The sequence below is a fragment of the Streptomyces hundungensis genome (genome assembly GCF_003627815.1).
Lineage (GTDB): Bacteria > Actinomycetota > Actinomycetes > Streptomycetales > Streptomycetaceae > Streptomyces > Streptomyces hundungensis_A.
The window spans coordinates 182041-202857 of the sequence record NZ_CP032698.1; the positions used below are offsets into that span (position 1 = coordinate 182041).

Annotated in this window: 10 protein-coding genes and 2 pseudogenes; 9 read left to right on the forward strand and 3 right to left on the reverse strand. The window is 70.8% G+C overall.

Annotated features, from left to right (window positions below; all coding sequences use genetic code 11):
• Positions 1-122: 122 nt before the first annotated feature.
• Positions 123-1217 (forward strand): annotated as a pseudogene (locus DWB77_RS00925) (protein kinase domain-containing protein); the annotation flags it as partial.
• 118 nt (positions 1218-1335) lie between these two features.
• Here DWB77_RS00925 and DWB77_RS00930 read toward each other — a convergent pair.
• From DWB77_RS00930 to DWB77_RS00940, 3 genes and pseudogenes are all read right to left on the reverse strand, one after another.
• Positions 1336-1841 (reverse strand): annotated as a pseudogene (locus DWB77_RS00930) (HD domain-containing protein).
• 135 nt (positions 1842-1976) lie between these two features.
• A complete protein-coding gene (locus tag DWB77_RS00935) occupies positions 1977-2549 on the reverse strand; it encodes a hypothetical protein (protein WP_120719440.1) in 573 nt (190 codons plus the stop codon).
• Positions 2549-5053 carry a DnaB-like helicase C-terminal domain-containing protein gene (locus DWB77_RS00940; protein WP_246033328.1) on the reverse strand — a complete coding sequence of 835 codons (2505 nt, stop codon included), beginning with the start codon at positions 5051-5053 and terminating at the stop codon, positions 2549-2551. The genes DWB77_RS00935 and DWB77_RS00940 overlap by 1 nt, the downstream gene beginning before the upstream one ends.
• A 645-nt stretch (positions 5054-5698) precedes the next feature.
• Here DWB77_RS00940 and DWB77_RS00945 point away from each other — a divergent pair.
• The 8 genes from DWB77_RS00945 (at position 5699) to DWB77_RS37440 (ending at position 19747) form a co-directional block, all read left to right on the forward strand.
• Positions 5699-11818 carry a type I polyketide synthase gene (locus tag DWB77_RS00945; RefSeq protein WP_120719441.1) on the forward strand — a complete coding sequence of 2040 codons (6120 nt, stop codon included), beginning with the start codon at positions 5699-5701 and terminating at the stop codon, positions 11816-11818.
• A gap of 55 nt (positions 11819-11873) precedes the next feature.
• A complete protein-coding gene (locus tag DWB77_RS00950) occupies positions 11874-14228 on the forward strand; it encodes a 3-hydroxyacyl-ACP dehydratase (RefSeq protein WP_120719442.1) in 2355 nt (784 codons plus the stop codon).
• Entirely contained in the window at positions 14225-15850 is a 1626-nt protein-coding gene (locus DWB77_RS00955; protein ID WP_120719443.1) for a PfaD family polyunsaturated fatty acid/polyketide biosynthesis protein, read from the forward strand. The genes DWB77_RS00950 and DWB77_RS00955 overlap by 4 nt, the downstream gene beginning before the upstream one ends.
• Positions 15838-16737: a hypothetical protein gene (locus DWB77_RS00960; protein WP_120719444.1), complete on the forward strand. Its 900-nt coding sequence runs from the start codon at positions 15838-15840 to the stop codon at positions 16735-16737. Before DWB77_RS00955 ends, DWB77_RS00960 begins: the two co-directional genes overlap by 13 nt.
• 36 nt (positions 16738-16773) lie before the next feature.
• On the forward strand, positions 16774-18105 hold the full coding sequence (locus DWB77_RS00965) for an aldehyde dehydrogenase family protein (RefSeq protein ID WP_120719445.1): 1332 nt from the start codon (positions 16774-16776) through the stop codon (positions 18103-18105).
• A gap of 72 nt (positions 18106-18177) precedes the next feature.
• The gene (locus tag DWB77_RS00970) at positions 18178-18876 is read left to right on the forward strand and encodes a DUF6230 family protein (protein ID WP_162952315.1); all 699 of its coding nucleotides are present in this window, start codon (positions 18178-18180) and stop codon (positions 18874-18876) included.
• A complete protein-coding gene (locus DWB77_RS00975; protein WP_281279968.1) occupies positions 18867-19220 on the forward strand; it encodes a DUF6114 domain-containing protein in 354 nt (117 codons plus the stop codon). Before DWB77_RS00970 ends, DWB77_RS00975 begins: the two co-directional genes overlap by 10 nt.
• A 239-nt stretch (positions 19221-19459) precedes the next feature.
• Positions 19460-19747, forward strand: coding sequence for a hypothetical protein (locus DWB77_RS37440; RefSeq protein ID WP_162952316.1), 288 nt, complete (start codon positions 19460-19462; stop codon positions 19745-19747).
• Positions 19748-20817: the final 1070 nt, after the last annotated feature.

A 20817-nucleotide genomic window follows, 5' to 3' on the forward strand; every position in this document is an offset into this window, starting at 1 on the left:
CAGAGCCCCGCCGGGCGCGGTGGAGGACGGCTGCCGTCGGGGCGCGAGGATCTGACCGCGAGCGTGAGCCCCCGTGGCTCGACCTGGCCTCACCTGCCCGGGGGTTGGGCTATGTTCTTCCCGTGGAACCGCTGATCGCCGAGGACCCCGCGCACATAGGCTCCTACCGGCTCATCGCCCGCCTCGGGGCAGGTGGCATGGGTTTGGTCTATCTCGGTCGCTCCGATGTCGGACGTACCGTTGCGGTGAAGGTCGTACAGGCCGAGTACGCGGCGCAGCCCGACTTCCGCAAGCGCTTCGCCTACGAGGTGGCCGCCGCCCGGCGCGTGGGCGGGGCTTGGACGGCCGCCGTGCTCGATGCCGACACCGAGGCGCGGGTGCCATGGGTGGCAACCCAGTACGTGGCCGGTCCGTCTCTGCACGATGTGGTGGCCCGGGACTTCGGTCCGCTGCCGGAGGCGTCCGTGTGCTCCCTCGGGGACGGCCTGGCACGCGCGTTGACCGACATCCATGCGGCCGGGTTGATCCACCGCGACCTCAAGCCGTCCAACGTCCTTCTCACGGTCGACGGCCCTCGCGTCATCGACTTCGGCATCGCCCGGGCTCTTGGGACTGTCGCCGAAGGCCCGCTGACGCGCACCGGCGCGGTGATCGGGTCCCCCGGCTTCATGTCCCCCGAGCAGGTACGCGGTCTCAAACTCACCCCCGCCTCCGACGTGTTCTGCCTGGGCTCGGTCCTCGCCTACGCCGCCACGGGGCGCTCGCCTTTCGGCACCCTCGACAGCGGGCTGCACGCGCTGATGTTCCGCGTCGCCGAGGAAGCGCCGGATCTCGATGGGGTGCCGGATTCTCTACTCGGTCTTGTGCGGGCGTGTCTGCACAAGGATCCGTCCTTGCGCCCCAGCCTCCAGGACATCACCACGCGCACCGGCGGGCAGGCGGCGCGACCTTGGCTTCCCGCCCTGGTGCTGGAGCAACTAGGGCGTAATGCAAGCCAGCTGCTGGACTTCGCACCGTCGCCGTCCCGTGTGACACCCGCACCCTCACCCGAATCCTTGCCGGCCCACACACCTACCGTCCTGGATCCGTCGCAGTCCGCCCCGGGACCTGCGCCTGACCCGTACGCCCCGACCAGCCTCGCTCCCTCACCCGCCCCGCACCGGTCACCCAACCAGGCCGGCCCTCAGCCACCCGCCAACCGGACGGCACCGGTCCCGTCAACTCGCCCTCGCCTACGGATGGTTGTGCTCGCGACAGTCCTCGTCGTGCTGGGCATCGTCGCGAGCGTCCTCAGCCAAGGACGGTGACAGGGGGGCGCCCAGCACGTGCGCACCCTCAGCCGTGGACGCTCAAGTCCACGAGTAGCGACGGGTTGACGATACGGATGATGGCCGCGATGTCGTCTCGATCCGCCGCGGCCCACAGGACGGCACGCGCGGAGCGGTACTTCGCGTCCAGACGCTCCCGCTTGTCGGCGGGCAGTCGCGCGGCGCGGTCGAGGAGGGAGTTGTGTGCGTTGTCGGCGACCTTGACGAGGGTTGCCTCGGGGTCTGCTGTGATGCGTCGTATCTTCTCGGTTACGCCACCCCGGGCTGGTTGGTCACCGCTTCGACGATCTCGACGACGCGGGCAGGAACGCCGGCCTCACGCAGACGCTCAGCGGTCCAGTCGGTGTCTTCCAGGATGTCGTGCAACAGGCCCGCCATGACGAGTTCGTCGCCGAACGGGGCGAGCCCTGCGGCCACGGACCGAACGTGCTCGACGTAGGGCACGCCGATCCTGTTTTCCTGCGCGGCATGCGCCTTGGCCGCCAGAGCATCGACTTCGTCAACAGAGATCATTTGCACCCCTTCACGGGTCTTTCGCCGCGTCGGCAGCATTCCCTGGCAGCGGCTCCGGCACCGGAGCCGGAGCCGGGTTCCATGGAGTGGGTGGTGGTCGAGCGGTCGGCATGTGTCCCTCAATGGAGGGCTGAGTCACCTGAGTTCGACGGAGTAGGTGCTGCCGTCGAAGTCCCAGCCGTCGGTGCCTTCGCCGATGTCTTCGACGATGACGTCGTCGATGAAGTGGTCTTCGAGAGTGTCGTCGGTGAGCTCGCCGGACATCCAAAGACCCTCGATTGCCGTCCAGTTGCCGCGGCTTCCGTCGATCCGCAGTGGGGCGGCATCGGGGGTTCCGCGGTTACGCCGGTCGGTGCCGGTGGTGACGTAACCGCTGATCTCGTACTGGCCGTCCTTGACGGGGTTGGGGATCGGGTCGGCCGGAACGATCGCCACGTTCTCGTAGGCGGTGTGGATGAGATCGCGGTAGCCGCGGCGGACGTTGTACTCGGGGTCGGACAGCCAGGTGATGAGAGTCTTGGCCGTCACCTCGAGGCCGGCGTCTTCCAGGGCGCGGTAGCCGCGGTGCGTGCCGGTGAGCTGGCTGAGTTGGGCGTGCCAGTGCTGGGCGTTGTAGGACGACAGTCGGTGACGTGGTGTGACGCGGGCGCGCAGGAGGTTGTTGAGGGCCGCGCCGAGCGACGGGCCGTGACCGGTGGGGCCGGCCATCAGTCGTCACCTTCGGGGATCATCTGGCCGGGCTGGATGAACTTGGCCTTGACCTCGCCGAAACCCGTCCCGATCCGGTAGGTGTCCGGGGCGGTGCCGGGCGGGGTCCAGAAGACAGCCGCGTCCACGTTGCGCAGGGCGATGAGCCGGTGGCCTTCCTGGACAGCCTTGAACGCGACGGTCCAGTGCCGTACGGAGGCCTCGGCAACCATGCTCATGCGCCAGTCCGGCCGCCAGAACGGGGACTTCTGCTCCTGGCGCTTGGGCCACAGCAGACGCAATGCGATCGACAGCCGTGTCTTGTACGCCCTGTAGGGGTCGCCGCCGACCTGGATGAGTTCCGTACGTGCGGCGCGGGCGGCTTCGTAGAAGGGCTTGAACAGCGACTCGTTGGCCTTGCCGGTCCAGGAGTCGTGGATGGCCGGCATCGTGGACAGGTGGCCGTCGCGCACGAGCCTGACCAGCTGCTTGATGTGGGGGGTGGTCACCCACACGCGGCCCTCATCGTCGGGCCGGTCGATGATGCGACCGAGGGGGTGCGGCATGTCCGTGCGGGTCCACTGCGGGACGTCGATCAGGTAGATGCCGGCCCCGGCCTTGTCGAACTCTTCGAGGGGGCCGGTGTGCAGCAGTTTGTTGGGGGCCAGGGGAACGGCCGAACAGGCCGACGGATAGCTGCCGTTACGGTCGATCAGGCACAGCACACCATCGCCGAACGTGTCCGGGACGTCGAGCTGGTCGCGCCGGACCCGCTTGCGGTTCGGCCTGTCGTACGGGACGCGCCTGCTGGTGACATCGGGGTGCACCCAGCGCGGCTCGCCGTCCATGTGCTCGCTGATCAGCGGCCACGGCCCGCTCTCCCGCTCCTCGGTACGAATGACCTTGATCGGGTGCATCTTCGAGCGGGCGACCGCTTCCTTGAGGAGCTTCAGGGCGGGGAACGGTGCGCCTTCCGGTTCGTCTTCCTCATCGCCCGGCTGGAGTTGCTCCTCCCCGTCGTCGGCCGCTTCGGGTGCCGTCGCGCGCTCGCCTTCTTTGGCGGCTTCGGCGGGCGGGATGGCGGCCTCGGCGTAGGCACGAAGGGCTGCGGCCAGGCGGCGCCCTTCGGCCGTCTCCGGCAGCGGAGCCGGAGCGGTGGATGCCTGGAGCAGGGACGGAGTGAGTTCGTCGAGGGCTGCTTGGTCGCCGCCGGCCAGAGTGGTGCGCAGCGCGGCCAGTTCATGGGTCAGCGCGGACGCGAGCCCCCGCTGGGCACCGGAGGTGTAGGGCAGGGCCGCTGCGGCCAGTTCGCGCTCCACGGCGCTACCCACGCTTCCCTGCCCGGGCTCCTCACTGCCCGTGGGTCGGGCGGGGCCGGTGCCGACGTCGAGGAAGCGGGCGTGCAGCAGGTCGGGCTCGAGGCAGGCCGAGGCGATCGTGCCGAAATCGCGTTCCGCGATGGTGACCTGAACCCTGGTCGAGTCCTCGGTCGGTGCGAGCGTCAGGAGGATATCGGCGTCCAGAAGCCGCAGGAGGGCGGGATCGGCGCTGTCCACGATGGCGAGGACCGGCACGTGCAGGGCGCGGGCCAGAGCAGCCAGCACCTGCGAGGCGTCACGCAGACGGGCGCCGGAGAGCGGGAGCCGGGCGTTGTCCGTGGCCTGGAGCCGGTCGACCACGACCAGGGCGAGGTCCTGGACGTAAGGCGCGGTCTCCGCGATGGCTTCGGCGGTCAACTCGCTGCCGTCGTCGATCAACAGCGGCGCGTGGACGAGCTCCTGAGCCACCTGCTGCTCGTGCGGAGTGAGTCGGCCCTGCTTCAGTCGCGGATAATCGCCCCCGGTCTGCGCGGAGAGGATCCGGCGCATGATGTCGCCCTGGTTCGGGCCCGACGCCGCGTACAGAACGCGGTGGTCGTCGACGAGCGCGGTCTGCCGCGCGGCTGCCAGGCCCAGCAGACTTCCGCCGACGTTCGGGGCGGCAGCCACCAGCGTCAGGCGGCCGGGTTGCAGACCGCCGGTCGCGGCATCGAGGCCGGGCAACCCGAACGTCGGGCCCGTCGCCGGTCCGGCCGCCAGCACGGCACCGATGGCGTCGCCGAGCGTGGCGAGCCGGCGCGGGGCGCTCTCACCCTCTTGTTCGTCGTCACCGTTCACCGCGCCTCCTGCGAGCACCGCGTCACCGCGGCGCGCGGTCGTCTCGGGTGAGAGAGCACCTGACGGGCTGCCGACGGGGAGCAGTACCGCAACGGGGGTGCTGCTTCGCCTCAGCACCTGCGGCTCTCCCTGGGCTGCCAGCGTGAGCAGCTCGCCGAAGTCCTTCTGCGCCGCACTCAGCGCATGGGAGGGGAACGCATCGGCCTTCCGCGCCGCCGGGAACCGGTCGAGCGGGGCCAGCACGACGCGCTCGCCGTGCTTGTGGATCTCGGTGGTGAGCCCGTCCTTCTCGGCGCGCCTCACCAGAGCGAAGAGCTCCCGGCGGGCTTCGGTCGCATTCATCACAGCCTCGTCGTACGGCTGGCTCATTCACCCTCCCTGGACCCTGAACTACTGCTCACGATACCGAGTTCCACCATTATCTGCGCACGAGTCACTAACTTCTCGGCGCCACTCACTAGTTCGGCGGCGTTTCTGGGGCGTTCGAGTGGCCGGCGCAAGGACAACTGCGGTGCTGCCGAGTAGCGCTGGTGTCTCCCGTACCGAGGCGAGGGCGGTGGTCCTTGTGACCGACCGACTGGCCCCACCCGCTCTCCCGCACCACCCCTCGCGCATCGCGTGCAGGCCGCCCGCCAGGAACCGGCGAGGAGTGACGCACATGCCGAAGCGTCGACGGGAATCGGCACCCGTCCTCCAGCCGCTGCCGCGAGCCTCCTCCGCCACGGACGCGTGGTCCTGCCTCGGCACGGACCGCGGCGCCCGGCGACTCTCGCACATCTCACCCGAATTAGCGTATTCGCCTGATCCGGCATCTCGACCGTCCCCTGCGCGGAGCTGGTATCTGGCGCATGAAATGCGCCGTCAATGACGTTGCGCTCGAATGCGAAGCGTGAGGAGAGAACGCGTCGGCATGACATTGTGGACTGCTTCCAGCGCCGCCCTGCGTTTCACCGCAATTCCGGCCTGGTGTTAATTCTATGAACCGACTTCCGTTGACCTCACGGATGGGAAAATATGTCGCGCACAGAGGCGTTCCGGCTTGCCAGGAACCCGATCGCCATCACGGGTGTAGCCGGAATGTTTCCGCAGGCGCATGACGTCAGAGAGTTCTGGCGCAATGTGGTGGCCGGTCGTGACTGCATTACCGATGTGCCGGAGAAAAGCTGGCGGGTCGACGACCATTACGACCCCGACATGTTCGCCGTGGACAAGACCTACGCACGTCGTGGAGGTTTTCTGCCACCGACGGTTTTCGACCCCGCCGAGTTCGCGATGCCGCCATCGACTCTGGACTCCATCGGCCTGGTGCAACTGCTCAGCCTCCAGGTGGCTCGTGATGTGCTCGCCGATGCCCGCTGTGGGGAATCAGGGTGGTACGACCCGGCCCGTACGGGCGTCATCCTCGGGGTGTGCGGCCAGAACACCACGATGTTCCCGCTCGGTTCGCGCCTGTACGCCCCCGTGGTGCGGGAGGCGGCGCTCAGTTGTGGCCTGTCCGAGCGGGACGCCGAGGAGATCACCGCACGGTTCAAGGCGGCGTCCCCGGCGTGGACCGAGGACAGCTTCCCCGGGACGCTCGCCAACGTGGTGGCCGGGCGCATCGCCAACCGCTTCGGATTCGGCGCGGCGAACTGCACGGTCGATGCCGCGTGCGCCAGTTCACTGGCAGCGCTGCGCATGGCCGTCAGCGAATTGGTCGAGCACCGGGCCGATCTCATGATCACCGGTGGATGTGACGCGGACAATTCCGTCACCGCTTTCATGTGCTTCAGCAAGACGCCGGCCCTCTCCCCCAGTGGCACCGTCCGCCCCTTCGACACAGCGGCCGACGGCACCCTGATCGGCGAGGGAATCGGCATGCTGGCCCTGAAACGCCTCGCCGACGCCGAGCGCGACGGTGACCGGATCTACGCCGTGCTGCGCGGCCTCGGCAGTTCCAGCGACGGCCGGACTCCGAGCATCTACGGACCCAGCGGGGACGGCCAACTGGCGGCCCTGCGGCGTGCATACGAGGATGCCGAACTGCCGGTGGGCTCCGTGCAGCTCATCGAGGCGCACGGGACCGGCACGGCGGTGGGTGACGCGGTGGAACTCGGGGCGCTCAGTGCTCTGCTGGGGCCGGCCGGCCCTGCCCATCGTGCCGCTGTGGGCAGTGTGAAATCGCAGATCGGCCACACGAAGGCGGCGGCTGGTGCGGCGGGGCTCATCAAGACCGCGCTGGCCCTGCACCACAAGGTGCTGCCGCCGACGATCAACGTCGACACGGTGAACGAAGCGGCCGATCAAAACGCCCTGTACGTCAACGGGCAGGCACGGCCCTGGGTGCGGGAGCCCCACCGGCCCGTACGCCGCGGGGCCGTCTCGGCGTTCGGTTTCGGCGGAGTGAACTTTCACGCGGTCCTGGAGGAACATGCCTCCTCCGGTGTTCCGACGCACGTATGGCACTCAGCACCTTCGGCCGCCGTGTGGCACGCCCGCGATGTCGAAGCCCTGGTCACGCTTCTGCGTGAAGGCCGCGCGCCGCAGCCGGGGGGTCCCGTCCCCGCCGATCACGTCCGGCTGGGAGCAGTGGCCGCCGACGAGTCGGAGCTGGCATCCCTGGTAGCACAGGCGATCACCCGTCTGGAAGCCGATCCCGCGGCGGACGACTGGGAGCTTCCCGGCCGGATGACCTACCGGCGGGCGGGCGTTGCACCCGGTACCAAAGTGGCGGCCCTCTTCGCCGGACAGGGCAGCCAGTATCCCGGCATGGGCCTCCGGGCCCTCCTGTGCGTCCCGCCGGTTCGCGCCGTATTCGACCGGGCCAACGCCCTGTGGCCGCCGAAGGAGGACGAGGCGGACGGGGAGACCCTCGCCGAAGTGGTCTTCCCCGTCTCCGGACAGCGGGACCCGCGGGCCACGGCCCGGCTGCGTCGTACCTCATACGCGCAGGCGGCCATCGGGGCGCTCTCCATGGGCCAGTACCAGTACCTGTCCGGGCTGGGGTTCGCCCCGCACGGCCTGCTGGGGCACAGTTGCGGCGAACTGACCGCACTGTGGGCGGCCGGGAGTCTCAGCGACGACGACTGTCTGGCTCTGACCCGCAAACGGGGACAGGCCATGGAGCCCCCTGCCCAGGCGGACGGCTATGACAGTGGAGCCATGCTGGCGCTCCGCGCGTCCCGCGAGGTCTGGGACGAACTCGCCCTGATCTACCCGAAGTTGAGCCTGTGCAACCTCAACGCACCGGACGAGATCGTCGTGGGCGGTCCTTGCGCTGCCGTGGACGCGCTGGCCGCGGACTGCCGTGCCCGGCAGGTGGTCACGCATCGGCTACCGGTCGCCGGGGCGTTCCACACCCCCCTGGTCAAGCACGCCGCTGATCTCTTCGCCGAGGCAGTCGGCGCAGTGGGAGTACTGCCCCCGGCCACACGGGTGCTCACCGGCTCTCCGGGCTCCTCGTACGGTCACGATCCCGTGGCCAACTGCCGCACACTGAGCGAACACATGCTCCGGCCGGTGGACTTCGCCGGCCGGGTGCGGGAGCTGTACGCCGACGGGTTCCGCGTCTTCGTCGAGTTCGGGCCGGGACAGGTACTGAGCCGGCTGGTGTCGCGCACCGTGCGGGACCCCGGGGTCGAGACCATCGCCACGGACGGCGGCGCCAACACCGACGGCGCGGCGACCCTGACGTACGCCGCCGTGCGCCTGGCGGTGCTGGGTCTGGAGATCGGAGACATCAACCGCTACCAGGCACCTGTCCCAGCGCCACGCGCCGCCGCCTCCCCCGTGGCACGGCTCCTTGAGGGGCCCTCCTTCGCGGTCGAAGCATGCCGGCCGTCGTACGAGAGCACCCTGAACCGTGCGTACCAGTGCACGCCCGCCGTACTTCCGACGCAGGAGCCGCCGGTCACGGCGGACACTGCCGCGTCGGGACTCGACGCCTGGACAGGTGCCGCGACCGAGCAACTCGGCCTGCACGCACAGTATTTGGAGGGGCAGCTCCATACGGCGCGCACCCTGACGGATCTCGTGGCCAACGACGCGGGACAGGAGACGCATCCCGCACTGCTCGCCCAGGTGGAGGCGGTCAAGGAGCACAGCCTTGCGCTGAGCCGCGCCCACATCCACGCCCAGGACGTGATGCTCGAACTGGTCCGGCTGGGGCGGGGTAGTGGCGATCCCGTGACGGCACGGCCCGGTGGCACGGGCACCGACGACGCAGCGCACAGCAGCGGAGGCGACGCCGAAGGTAGGGAGCCGCTCGCCGCGCCCGCGGATCACCTGGTGTCCCTTCCCCGTCAGTCGTCACCCAGGCTCACCGAAACGGCGCGCGACGTCGAAGCGGACGGTCCCGGCCGTGCGACGCGGCTGGATGCCGAGAGTTCGGAGACCACCGACCCGGACAGGCCGTCGGAACTCGCCCTTGCGACCGTGGACGCGGTGCAGGCCGAGCGGATTTTGCGTGAGCTGGTCGCGGAGAAGACGGGGTACACCGTCGAGATGGTCGCGCCGGACCTCGACATCCAGACCGACTTGGGCATCGACTCGCTGAAGCAGGTCGAGATCGCCTCCGAGGCATGGCGGCGCTACCCCTTCCTGCCGCGCGAGGAGATCTACCGGTTCGCCCAGGCCCGTACGGTGCGTGAACTCGCCCTGCTTCTTGTGGAGATCGCCACCAGTTCGGCCGTCCGCCCCGACGAGGGGCCGCCGCCCGTGCCGATCGGCCGGGGGCACCTGACCCTGCGCCCCCTGCCCGAGGTGGACGCGCTGGCGGACGCCTACGGACCCCTTCCCACGGCCCTGGTGGTGGACGACGCCAGCGCGCTGGCCGAGGCGGTGTCCATGGCTCTGGCCGCGCGAGGATGGAACGTCCGGCGGCTGGCCCTGCCCGGTGCCGCGATCGAAGGACACACAGCCCTCGAAGACTGGCAGGAGGACACCCTGCGGTCGGGGATCGCGGACGTATTGGCCTCGACGGACAGGCTGGATCTGTGCGTCCTGCCCGCCGGCCGTGGCACGCCGAGCACGGAAACCGGAGAGACGGTCGCGCGGCTGAGCCATGCGGTGCTCGTCGCCAAGCACGTGACACCGGCTCTCAAGGACACCGCGAGGACCGGACATCGTGCTGCTTTCATGGCCCTGACCCACATGGACGGGGCGCTCGGGCTCAGTGGCAGCGGCGGCGACGGAACCACTGCCCTCCTCGGCGGCTTGGGCGGGCTGGTCAAAGCCGTCGGCGTCGAAGAACCGAGTCTGTTCTGCCGTGCCGTGGACGTCGCCCCCGAGCTCGATCCCGCCGCCGCTGCCGCGCGCTTCGTCACGGAGACGACTGACGCCGTCAGCATGTCCGAGGTCGCCTGGGACGGAAAGCGACGCGCGACCCCCACGGTGACGCCCGTGACACCCGACGCGCCCGCGACCTCGGCGGACACCGCACCCTCGACCAGGGACCTGCTGGTGGTCACCGGTGGCGCCCGAGGCATCACCGCCTGGTGTTGCGGCGCCCTCGCGGCCGAGCGGGCCTGCGGATTCGTCTTGCTGGGCCGTACCCCTTTGCGGGAACTCCCCGGCTGGGCCGTCGGAATCGACGACCCCGCCTCCCTCACCTCGGCCTGCCGGGCGCACGCCGCGGCCGAGGGCCGGAACATCGATGCCCCCGCCGTGCGCGACGAACTGGACGCCGAAGTGAACCGCGTCCGTCAACAGGCGGAGATCCGGGCCACGTTGGCGGCCCTGCACGCCGAGGGCGCCGAAGCCATTTACGTAGCGGCCGACGTGGCCGACCCGCGAGCCGTCGCGACGGCGCTCGCACCGTACGCCACCCGCGTGACCGGGGTGATCCATGGTGCGGGTGTGCTCGCCGACAAGCCACTGCCTTTGAAGACACCTCAAGACGTCGCACACGTGGTGGACACCAAGGTCACCGGGCTGCTGAACGTGCTGGCCGCCCTCCCCGCCGACAACCTGCGTCATCTCGTGGTCTTCACCTCCATCTCCGGCATCTACGGCAACGGCCGTCAAACGGACTACGCGATGGCCAACGAGGCCCTGAACCGGTTCGCCTGCGCCTGGCAGGCGACGCATCCCGCGTGCTCGGTCAGCGCCATGGCCTGGGGGCCCTGGCAGGGCGGCATGGCGTCCGCCGAGGCGCAGGCCCTGTTCACCCAGCTCGGCGTGGGGCTGCTGACCCGCGAGCAGGGATGTACGTACTTCACCGACGAGCTGACCTCCGCGCCGAGTGCCGGGACGGTGAGTGTCCTGGGCCCGCTCCGCTCCATCTTCTGGGCGCCCGTCCTTCCTGCCCAGAACGTCTCCGTGCTGCGCGACTTGGCGGGGCTGGCACAGGAGCCGGTCCTGATCGACCACAGCATCGACAGCCGGCCCGTGTTGCCCATGACCGCGGCCGTCGGATGGGGCATCAACGTGGCCGAGCGGCTGCGTCCCGGCCACGCCGTGACCGAGGTGCGTGACTTCCGGGTGCGCAAGGGCCTCGTCCTGGACGGCTCGGAACCTCCCCGGGCAAGAATCGCGGTACAGCCCGGGGACCCCGCCGCCGCCGAACTGCACCTGTCCTTCCACGACGACGGCGTGCGCAGGCCGTTGCCGCGCTACGAGGGCCTGTTCCGGGCCGTGGCGGGCGACACCGCTCCCCCTGCTCTGGGCGTACCGCAGGGCCCACCGCCCGGGAGCGGGGAGAGCGATGCGTACCAGGACGGGCTCCTCTTCCACGGACCGCTGCTTCGGGGGCTCGGCACGATCCTGACGGAGGACGACACCCGGTTGACGATCACCGCCCGGATGCCCGACCCGCCGCTGGCTCACGGCGCATACGCGGGCTCGCTCTACAGCCCCGCCTTGGCCGACCTGCTCCTGCAAGCAGCGGCCCTGCTGGGGCGGCGGCTGTGCGGCCACCGGTGTCTGCCCGTCTCGGTGGAACGGGTTCAGCTCTTCGCCCCGCTGCCGGACGACGAACCGTTCGTGATCGTCGTCGACCTCCTGGAGCGCGGGCCCCTGGAACTGAGCTGCGTGATCACCGCATGCGGGCCACAGGGCGACGTCCTTCAGCGCTGGCACGCCATCAAGGCCATTGTCGCCGCACCGCAGTTGGGCAGCCGGGCCGCATGGCCCGCGCCGGAAACGGCTGCCGTGTGACCCGGGCCCCGGCCGTCTCCCCTGACCCAGAACCGTTCCTAGCAGGCGAGAGTTCATGGACGACCTGACCTTCGACACGTCTTTGCCCGTCGTCTCCTGGTGGTGCGAGACCACCGAGGAACACGCGGGCGGACGCTCCCCCGACCCGGTCGCCGCGGCGCCGGGAGCCACCTCGGGCGTACGCGTCGGCGCTGGGGCACAAGAATCGGACGTGTGCGTCGGCGCTGTGGCACAAGAACTCGCGGCCTTCGTGAGCGCCGCCCACTCCGCTGCCCTCCGCGCACATCGAGCCCTCCAGGAGTGGGTGCTGGCCGGCGCCGACACCGCCCCGAGGCCACCCACGGCACGTGGGAGAGCTCTTTCCGCGGAATCGAGCGGTACGCCCCCGCCGCTCCCCCGGCCGCCTCGCGTACCCCGGCAGTCCGACCCCGTGGTGCAGCCGGGCGCGGCTCCGCTCACGGCGGAGACCGCCGCGGTGCAGGAGGGCGCTTCGCTCCGTGCCGTGCGCGCCACACTGACATGGCACCGGGCATCAACGGCGCCTTCCTTCGACGGCTTGGCGGTCACCGCGCTCCCGCCACAACAGGGCTCGGACCCCCGGCGCTGGGAGGTGCGCCACCAGGGTCTGGTCGTTGGCGAGGCAACCAGCCACGGCAACGCCATCGCACCCGCCTCCCCCGCTTCTCCCGGGAGTCAACCTCCGCCGCGCACCGGCCAGTTCAAGCCATTGGCCCGCGCCGTCCGCGACCGGTTGCACCGGTCCGACCTGGACCGGCTCACCACCGGCGACCTCGTCGGCGTCCTCGGAGAGCCCTTCGCCCACCCGCACGCGTCCGCCCTCCCCGCCTCGGCCTTCGCCCACGTGGATGACGTCGTCGTGACGGGCTCCGGCACGGGGCGCCACCTCTTGGGGCAAGTGCGCGCCACGACGACACTCGGCGACACGGACGGGCCCGACTGGACGACCCTGCTGGCGGCGGCGTGGCAGGCACTGCACGTCCACGCGCTGCACCAGGGCATGCATCTGTGCCTGCCCCACCCGTCTGCCACTCCCTGGACCGAGGAACCTGTCCAGGTCGAAGTGTGCGATGCCGAGCGCTTGGTGGGACCCCTGAGGCTGGTGGCCGACGTCACCGCCATCGGTCTCGTCCCGCGCCCCCATGTGCTCGCGGACGTGTCCTTCAGCGACGACCGTGCCACGCTCGCCCGCCTGCACGCCGTGGGCTGCGTGCTCAGGGAACGGACGGGCTCCCCTCTCGGCCCCGGCGAGTCCAATCCCCGCCGCACGGCGGACGGCGAGCAGGTGTTCGCCCACGAACTGCACATGGCGCACGCCGCGGACGGCGACCTGCGGGTCACCCACGGTGCGCGTCACCGTTCGGTCCACCCCGTACGCCCCCGGCTGCCTCGGGGCGACCTGCTGATGCTCGACCGCATGGTGGACTCGCCCGCCGCGCACGGCAGTTACCCGGTGGGGTCCTCCTACGTCACGGAGTACGACGTACCGGCGTCGCCCTGGTACGTCGAGGAGAACGCGGGCACCACCCCCCACCTGGCCCACCTGGAGAGTTCCCTGCAAGCCGCCGCGTTCGTCGGGGCCGCCTTGGGGGTCGCGCTCGAATTCCCGGATCAGGACCTCACCGTACGCAACCTCGACGGCTGCTCCCGGCTGCTGCGGGCCGTGGATCTGCGGGGGCGCACCGTGCGCCAGCGCACCATCCTGCTCGCTCATACGCCGCTGCCGGGTGCCGTCCTCCAGCGGTACGGATACGAGCTGGCCGTGGCCGGCGAGACCTTCTACACCGGGGAAGCCGTCCACGGCTTCTTGACACAGCCAGTTCTCGCTCGGCAACAGGGCTTGGACGGCGGGCGCCTGGTGCCGCCCTGGCTACGGCAGCAGACCGCCCGGCCCGACGCGCGGCCCCTGGAGCCCGATGCCGACCACCCGGCCGCTTCGGGGCGGCTCGCCTTCCTTGATGCGGCCACCACCACGTTCGTCGAGCACGGCGGACGGTACGGCCTGGGCTATCTGCTCTGCGACAGGCCCATCGACCCCGACGACTGGTTCTTCGGCCACCACTTCCTGCACGACCCCGTCATGCCCGGCTCGTGCGGGGTCGAGATGCTGCTCCAGATGACGCGGGCCTGCCTGCGCGCCGCCAAGATCACCACCGCGACGATGCCCGAGCCGCAGCTCGGCGCCGAGCTGCGCTGGACCTACCGCGGCCAGATCCAGCCCTACAACCGCATGCTGCAAGCCGAGGTGCACCTGCGCGACGTCACCCGCACGGACACCGGGGTCACGGTGACCGCCGAAGGCAGCGTCTGGCGCGACGGGCTGCGCATCTACGCCGTGGACAACATCGCCGTGCACCTTCCCGGCGGCTCCCCGGCGCGGGAGGCGGCATGAGCGTGCGCTTCGACCCCGCCGGCATCCGCTCCGTCCTCACCGCACTCGACCGGCCCTGCTACGTGGTGACGGCCGCGGGACGCACCGGAGTCACCGACGAGCGGCCGGGCCCCGGCGTGCGCCTGGTGGCGGTGGCGGCCCCGGTGCATGTCCGGCACCTGGGTTCGCCCGCGTTCATTGACCGCCATGCGGTGCGCTCGCCCTACATGGCGGGTTCCATGGCGGGCGGCATCTCCTCCGTGGAGCTGGTCGTGGCCATGGCCCGCGGCGGATATCTGGCGTCCTTCGGGGCCGCGGGGCTGCCCGCCGCCCGCGTCGAGGAGTTGGTCCGAAGGCTGCGGGACGAACTGGCCGACCTGCCCTGGGCCTGCAACCTCATCCACAGTCCTGCCGAACCCGCCGTCGAGCGCCGGTGCGTCGACCTGTATGTGCACCACCGTGTGCCGTGTGTCGAAGCGTCCGCGTTCCTCCAGCCCACCATCGACCTGGTCCGCTACCGTGCCGCCGGGCTACATGAGGGGCCCGACGGCACGGTCCGGGTCACGCATCGCGTCATCGGCAAAATCTCGCAGGCCAGTACGGCGGCCTTCTTTCTCCGTCCGGCCCCGGCGGAACTCGTGGACGAGCTCGTCCGGGACGGCCTTCTCACCTCCACCCAGGCGGAGTTGGCTCGGCGCGTGCCGCTGGCCGATGACATCACCGTGGAGGCCGACTCCGCCGGTCACACCGACCGGCGTCCCCTCGTCACCCAGCTTCCCCTCGTACTGGCGCTGCGGGACCGTGAGGCCCGCGAAGGGCGCCCGGGCGGCGAGGTCGCCGTCGGGGCGGCCGGCGGCATCGGCACTCCCCAGGCCGCGTTCGCGGCCTTCGCGCTGGGCGCCGACTACCTGGTCACAGGGTCCATCAACCAAGCCTGCGTCGAGGCCGGAACGTCCTCGCGGACCAAGGAGCTGCTCGCGTCGGCCGATGTCACCGACTACGCGATGGCACCCTCGGCCGACATGTTCGAGATGGGCGTGGACGTACAAGTACTCAAGCGCGGCACGCTCTTCGCCGGACGAGCAGCCTGGCTGTACCGCCTCTACCGCACCCACGACGGCTTGGACGATCTGGCGCCGCACGACCGCCTGCGGCTGGAGGAACAGGTCCTGCGCCGACCGGTGGCGGAGGTCTGGGCCGATGTCGCCGACTATCTGCGGCAGCACCGGCCCGAGGAGGTGGAACGCGCCACCCGTGACCCCAAGGCGCGCATGGCTCTGCTGTTCCGGTGGTATCTGGGTCTGTCCTCCCGCTGGGCGGCGGACGGCGAGCCCGCCCGCGTCGGCGACTACCAGATCTGGTGCGGTCCCGCGATGGGCGCGTTCAACAGCTGGGTCCGAGGGTCCGCGTGGCAGGACCCGGGCAATCGCCGTGCCCCCGACGTCGCCTCGCGGCTCCTCGACGGGGCGGCCTACCACGCCCGTCTGGCACAACTGCGGTTCGCCGGAGTGCGCCTTCCGTCCTGGTGCACCGCCTACGGGCCGCCCGGGACCGACCCTCTCACCTCCGTGCCCTCCGACTCTCCGCCCAGCGTTCCGCGCCCCGCGGGCGCACAGGAGGAATCGCGACCGTGGTCCAGGTAGACGCCTTCTGGGCATACGCGATCGGGGCGGGTTGCGCCTTGGCCGGTGCAGAACAACTGCGGCTCGCCACCGGAGACACCATCCGGCAACGGGCTGTGCGCGCCGGCCGTCTGACCGCCGTTCTGCTGTTCATGGGTCTGCTCTTCACCCCCATGGGCATGTGGCTGGCGATCCGCTTCCCCGGCTGGGAGACCATGTACACGGCCCAAGAGCTGCCGCCTTGGGGACTGGCCCTGTTCAGTGCCGGCATCACCGCGAGCACCGCGCTCGGCTATCTGTGCGTCCACCGCCTGCTGAGGGACGACCGGGTGTGGGCCGCATCCCTCCAGCTCCTCGGCGCCTACGTGGGCGTGTTCATCGTGCTCCTCCATGGTTGGGACGGCTCCGGCCTCCACCGCTTTCTGGCACCTGCCCCACAGCCGTCCTTCTCCAGTGAACCGACCCCAGGCGCACACGAGTTGATGACCTGGCTGCGCTCGTCCATCGCCTCCTCGCTGCTGCTGATGGCGCTCGTGTTCCTCCCGGCACTGCTCTGGCTGAACGCGTGGGCGCACACCGGCGATGTCCGCGACCGGTCCGCTCCTTGGGCTCCGGGCGTCCGGTTGCCCGGCCTTCGGGGCGTCCGGCGAATGGTGGTCATCATCCTCGGGCCCTGCCTGGTCCTGGCCGTCGCGGCTCATCTGGCGGTCACGGAATGCGGAGTCCTGTTCGGGGGGCTCCTCTGGTCGGCCGCTGCCGGTCTCACGCTGCATCCGCGCGGGCCCCTGGCCGGTCACTGCCGCCGCATCGTCCTGCCCTCCGTCCACGGCCCCAGATGTGCCGACGCGCTTTCCCCGCCACCCGCCCCCGTGGCGACCGCGGCCCCCCGCGCAGCGACCCGGCCATGACCCGCCGACACCTCACTCCCCAGGGAGCCGCCCAGCATGCGTCCGTGCCCCTACACCTACAGGGAGTTGCTCGGCCCCGTCGTGGCCCGCGCCCTCGCCGCGGCCACCTTGCCGACCGCGTCCCACGACGCCGCCCCCATGCACAGCGGCATGTCGAGCCGTCCTGCGCCACCGCCGCCGACATGCTCCGCTGCCGACGCCCGCGAGGCCGTCGCCCGGGCGCGCGAGGCGCACCAAACCTGGCTGGCGGCCGGAGCCGAAGCCAGGGGCGCCGCGATCACCCGCCTACGTGCGGAGGTCTCCCTACGGAGGCACGTACTTGAAGGAGCGTTGGGCCACAGCACGGGACTCGGCGCGGCAGACGCGGCGGAGGAGTGCTGGGACGCCGACCGAGTACTGCGTCACGGCACGGGCGGTTTCGGAGCGGCGCTGCACAGATGGAGCCGCTTGCCCCACCGCGTACACGTCCCGGACCGCCTCGACGTCACTCCAGCGGTGACCGTCTCCTACGGAGACGACGCCCGCCCTCTGGCCTCCCTGTTCGAAGGCGCGCTGCCCGCCCTGCTGAGAGGCGGCGCGGTGGTCACCGAGGTGAGTGCGCGCAGCGCACCGACGGCCCTGACGGTGTCGGCCCTGGCCCGAGACGCGGGCCTGCCGCCCGGCGCGTGGCAGGTGGTCGTACGCGGCGAGGCAGCGGACGGCATCCGCGACGCAGGACTGCGCGCCGTCCTCGCCGAACACGCCGACGCATTGGCCTCGTTGTGCTGCCCGCCGGGCGCGGTCGGGACGGATCGTCCACGGCCACCGTGCATGCTCGTGCTGCGGCACGACGGCAGCGCCCGTGCGGCGGCACGCGGAGCCGTACGGGGCTGCTTCACCCGCGCCGGCCGCGGCTGCGCCGCCACACCGCTCATCGTGGTCCACGCATCACGCGCCGAGGACTTCCTGGAGAACTTCATCCACCGGGCGGCCTCCTTCACCGGGACGACAGCGTTGGCGAACGAACGTCAATACATCCGCCTGACGGAATGGACGGACACCGCCGTCGCGGCCGGGGCTCGGGCCCTCGTTCCCCGCCCGCGCGCGGCAGGGAACCGTCCCGGCGGCGCGCCGCCCGTACCCGACCCCGTCATCCTCACCGACCCCGGCCACCTGCACGACGTACGGCCGGACATCCCGCTGGGGCCGGTCGCCCTCGTGCTGCGCTTCACCCGCTGGGCAGAGGTTCTGGACCATGCCCGCCACACCGGACGCCACCTGAGCGTCTTCACCCGCACACGACTCTCCCAACTGGTCCCCCAATTCGCCGGCTTGCCCGCCCACCGCATTCACCTGAACCAGCCACCCCGGCCCGGCCTGCTCCCCTGATCTCACCGCTGGGGACGAGTCGACCTCTTGTCGGTGACGGAGCTGCGACACCCAGCACTCGGAAAGGACACCATGCGTTTCCCGCGCCTCGAACGCACCACGGGGAGGAACCCGTCATCGGCTTCGGATTACCCGGCCGAGCCCCAGCCCGATGACGCGCCTCCCGTCTCCGATCCCCTACCGCGCACGTCGGGAACGGACTGGCGGCGCTTCGCTCTCGTGGCGGCCGTCGCCGCCGTGCTGGCCGCAGCCGTCGCCGGCACCACCACCGCGGTCGCCCTGCCGGTCTCCTTCTCCGTCGCGGGCAGCTCGTTCCAGGTGTCCGCGGAGCACCTCCACGGCAAAGGCGCCGTACAGTTCGCCGCGTTCACCCGGGACGCCTCCGGTTCGAACCACCCCGTGGCTGTCGCCGGCATCAACAGCGCCAGTATGAGCCAGCTGTGCGAGTCCTCGGTGGCGCACACTCCCTTCGGGTCCGTCACCCTCACCATCCGGTCGGGCGACACCGAACCCGTGATCGCCCGTAACCTGGTCCTCGACCTCGACCACCTCGACGGCGACCTGCGCTTCGGCCACGCCGAACTGGGCCGCGACGCCGGGGAGTTGGACGCCGTCCCCGGCGTACACGGCACACCTGGGGCCTTCGGACAGCAGGCCCAGACCCTGGACATCGACGGGATGCGGCTCACTTCGTGGTCCGTGACGGCGGGCTCCTTCGACCTGCGCGGAGCACGCATGTCCGTGCGGGGCGGTGACCACCCGTGCTTCTGAAACGGTGCTTGGCCGGGCGGCCGTCGGGCGCCGCCCTCATCGTGCTCGCCTCAGCGGGAGAAATGGCGTCCTTCCCACTCGGACGGCCGTCCTACCTCGCCCTCCAGGGCTCCAATGGCGCGCTCGCCCTCGCGGTGGCGGCCGGACTGGCCGTATGCGGCGTACACATGTGGCTCGTGCCGACCCGGGCCGCCCGCAGTGGGTGGGCGGCCATCGCACTGGGCGTGGTGTCCTACCCGTTCGCCAACCTTGGCGGATTCCTCATCGGTATGGCACTCGCTCTGGTGGGAGGCGCACTGGCAGCCGCGTGGCGGACGGCTCCTGCGCACCCCGACGCAACGTGACGCGTGCCCCGGGCCACCGGAGGGGCGTCCGGTGGCTGCCGTTCACCCTCGGCGTCCACCTCGTCTTCTCACTCACCTCCCCCCTGATTCCGGCGGCGGCGCAGTCCCCGCACGCGCAACCGCGCCACGCCCCGGCCCCCACCGTCACCCTGTACGGCGAATCCCTCACCGCCCGGGGCTTGTTGTGCTTCCCGCTACCGGACCGTCCCGGCGCTCCCGCATCCTGCACAGCCCGATCCATGGAGGTACGGCGCCCACGCCTGGTCATCGGCGGTGGCGATCAGGGGAAGGTGTGCGTGCACGCGGACCGGGCGCTGCTCAGTGGCGTCCGCTTCCACGCCGGGGTTCTCCGCGGCCGTCTTCTGGGCCTCCTCCCCCTGTCCCTGCCCACCAACGCGGTCCCGCCCGTCCCGATCCCCTACCTCGCCATGGACCGTGTCGAAGCACGCGGACTGGGGCTCACCGCGGTGGCCGTCTCGCTGGAACGGGCGCGGGTGGGCATGACGGCACAGGAACCGTGTACGTAGCGGGCCTTGGCGACTGCGGTAGCGCCCGCCCGGGCGCACTTCGTCAGCCCCCGGGCGGAGGCAGAGGCCCCAGCGGCCCCAGATCCAGGTTGAGCTCCAGCAAGCGTCTGCCCGGGCGCCAAGTTCGGCTCTGGGTCCACTGGACGGTTCACCGTGATGGCACGCCGGGTCCTTCCGCTTCGTGGCCGTACCTGATGGACATCGCGGTTCATACGGGCCAGGCCCTTGTCCAGGGCGTTTGGTTCGAGCGTGGGGTGACTCGCGGCCAGTGGATCGCCCGGCGAGAACAGTTGGTGCTTCAGCGCGGCGAGGTCGAGACCGGTGACGTCGTGGGCGGCAAGAGCCAGGGCACCTCGGAGGCCCCCGTGGTTGTTCTCCGTGAGCGGTGCCATGAGCTTGACGCTCTCTTGTATCGCGTTGAAATCCGGCGTCAGCGCCTTGCGTATCGTGCCCATCGCCTTGGTGGACAGCGAATCAGGGGCCCTGAGCCGACCGGCACCGTGCAGGATCGCCGCGAGACCTCCCAACAGATGCGCGCCCGTGGCCATTTGGATCACGCTGCAGCCAAGGGTCAGCAGGCTGTCCAGGGTGGAGGGAGCGTCGAAGCCGTCGGTCGTTGGGTTCGGTGGCTGGGGCGTCTCGGTGAGCCTGCTCTCGTCGGCCGGCTCCGGCACCATTAGACCGGCCAGCAGCCGGAGTTGGACCAACACATGCCGCTCGTCCTCCGCCAGCACGATCGGCCCGGGTCCCGGGTCTGTCGACTCGCCTCCAGTGCATACCGGTTGCTCCTCGCACCATGATCCCTCACGTATGGGCCGAGCTGATGCCACCGTCGCGCGCCCGGCACCCGGTCCGCTCGGGCCGGACGGTGCCCCGGCAAGGATCGTTCGGCCCTGTCCGTGGCGCCGCCCCTGGCCCGGAACGAGACGCCAGGAGACACCCTTGCGGGCAACCGGAATCGCAGCCCGTGCTTCCACTGGCGATCGGCCCCGTGGGGCAGGCCGGGCGCACGCGACACGCCCCTTCGCGCCACACGCGGACGTACTCGGCCGCGGTCGGCGCCGTCCGGC

Excerpts from the sequence above, each read along its gene's own strand:
- DWB77_RS00935 (WP_120719440.1), bottom strand. The coding sequence starts at position 2,549 with ATGGCCGGCCCCACCGGTCACGGCCCGTCGCTCGGCGCGGCCCTCAAC.
- DWB77_RS00940 (WP_246033328.1), bottom strand. The coding sequence starts at position 5,053 with ATGAGCCAGCCGTACGACGAGGCTGTGATGAATGCGACCGAAGCCCGC.
- DWB77_RS00945 (WP_120719441.1), top strand. The coding sequence starts at position 5,699 with ATGTCGCGCACAGAGGCGTTCCGGCTTGCCAGGAACCCGATCGCCATC.
- DWB77_RS00950 (WP_120719442.1), top strand. The coding sequence starts at position 11,874 with ATGGACGACCTGACCTTCGACACGTCTTTGCCCGTCGTCTCCTGGTGG.
- DWB77_RS00955 (WP_120719443.1), top strand. The coding sequence starts at position 14,225 with ATGAGCGTGCGCTTCGACCCCGCCGGCATCCGCTCCGTCCTCACCGCA.
- DWB77_RS00965 (WP_120719445.1), top strand. The coding sequence starts at position 16,774 with ATGCGTCCGTGCCCCTACACCTACAGGGAGTTGCTCGGCCCCGTCGTG.
- DWB77_RS00970 (WP_162952315.1), top strand. The coding sequence starts at position 18,178 with ATGCGTTTCCCGCGCCTCGAACGCACCACGGGGAGGAACCCGTCATCG.
- DWB77_RS37440 (WP_162952316.1), top strand. The coding sequence starts at position 19,460 with ATGGAGGTACGGCGCCCACGCCTGGTCATCGGCGGTGGCGATCAGGGG.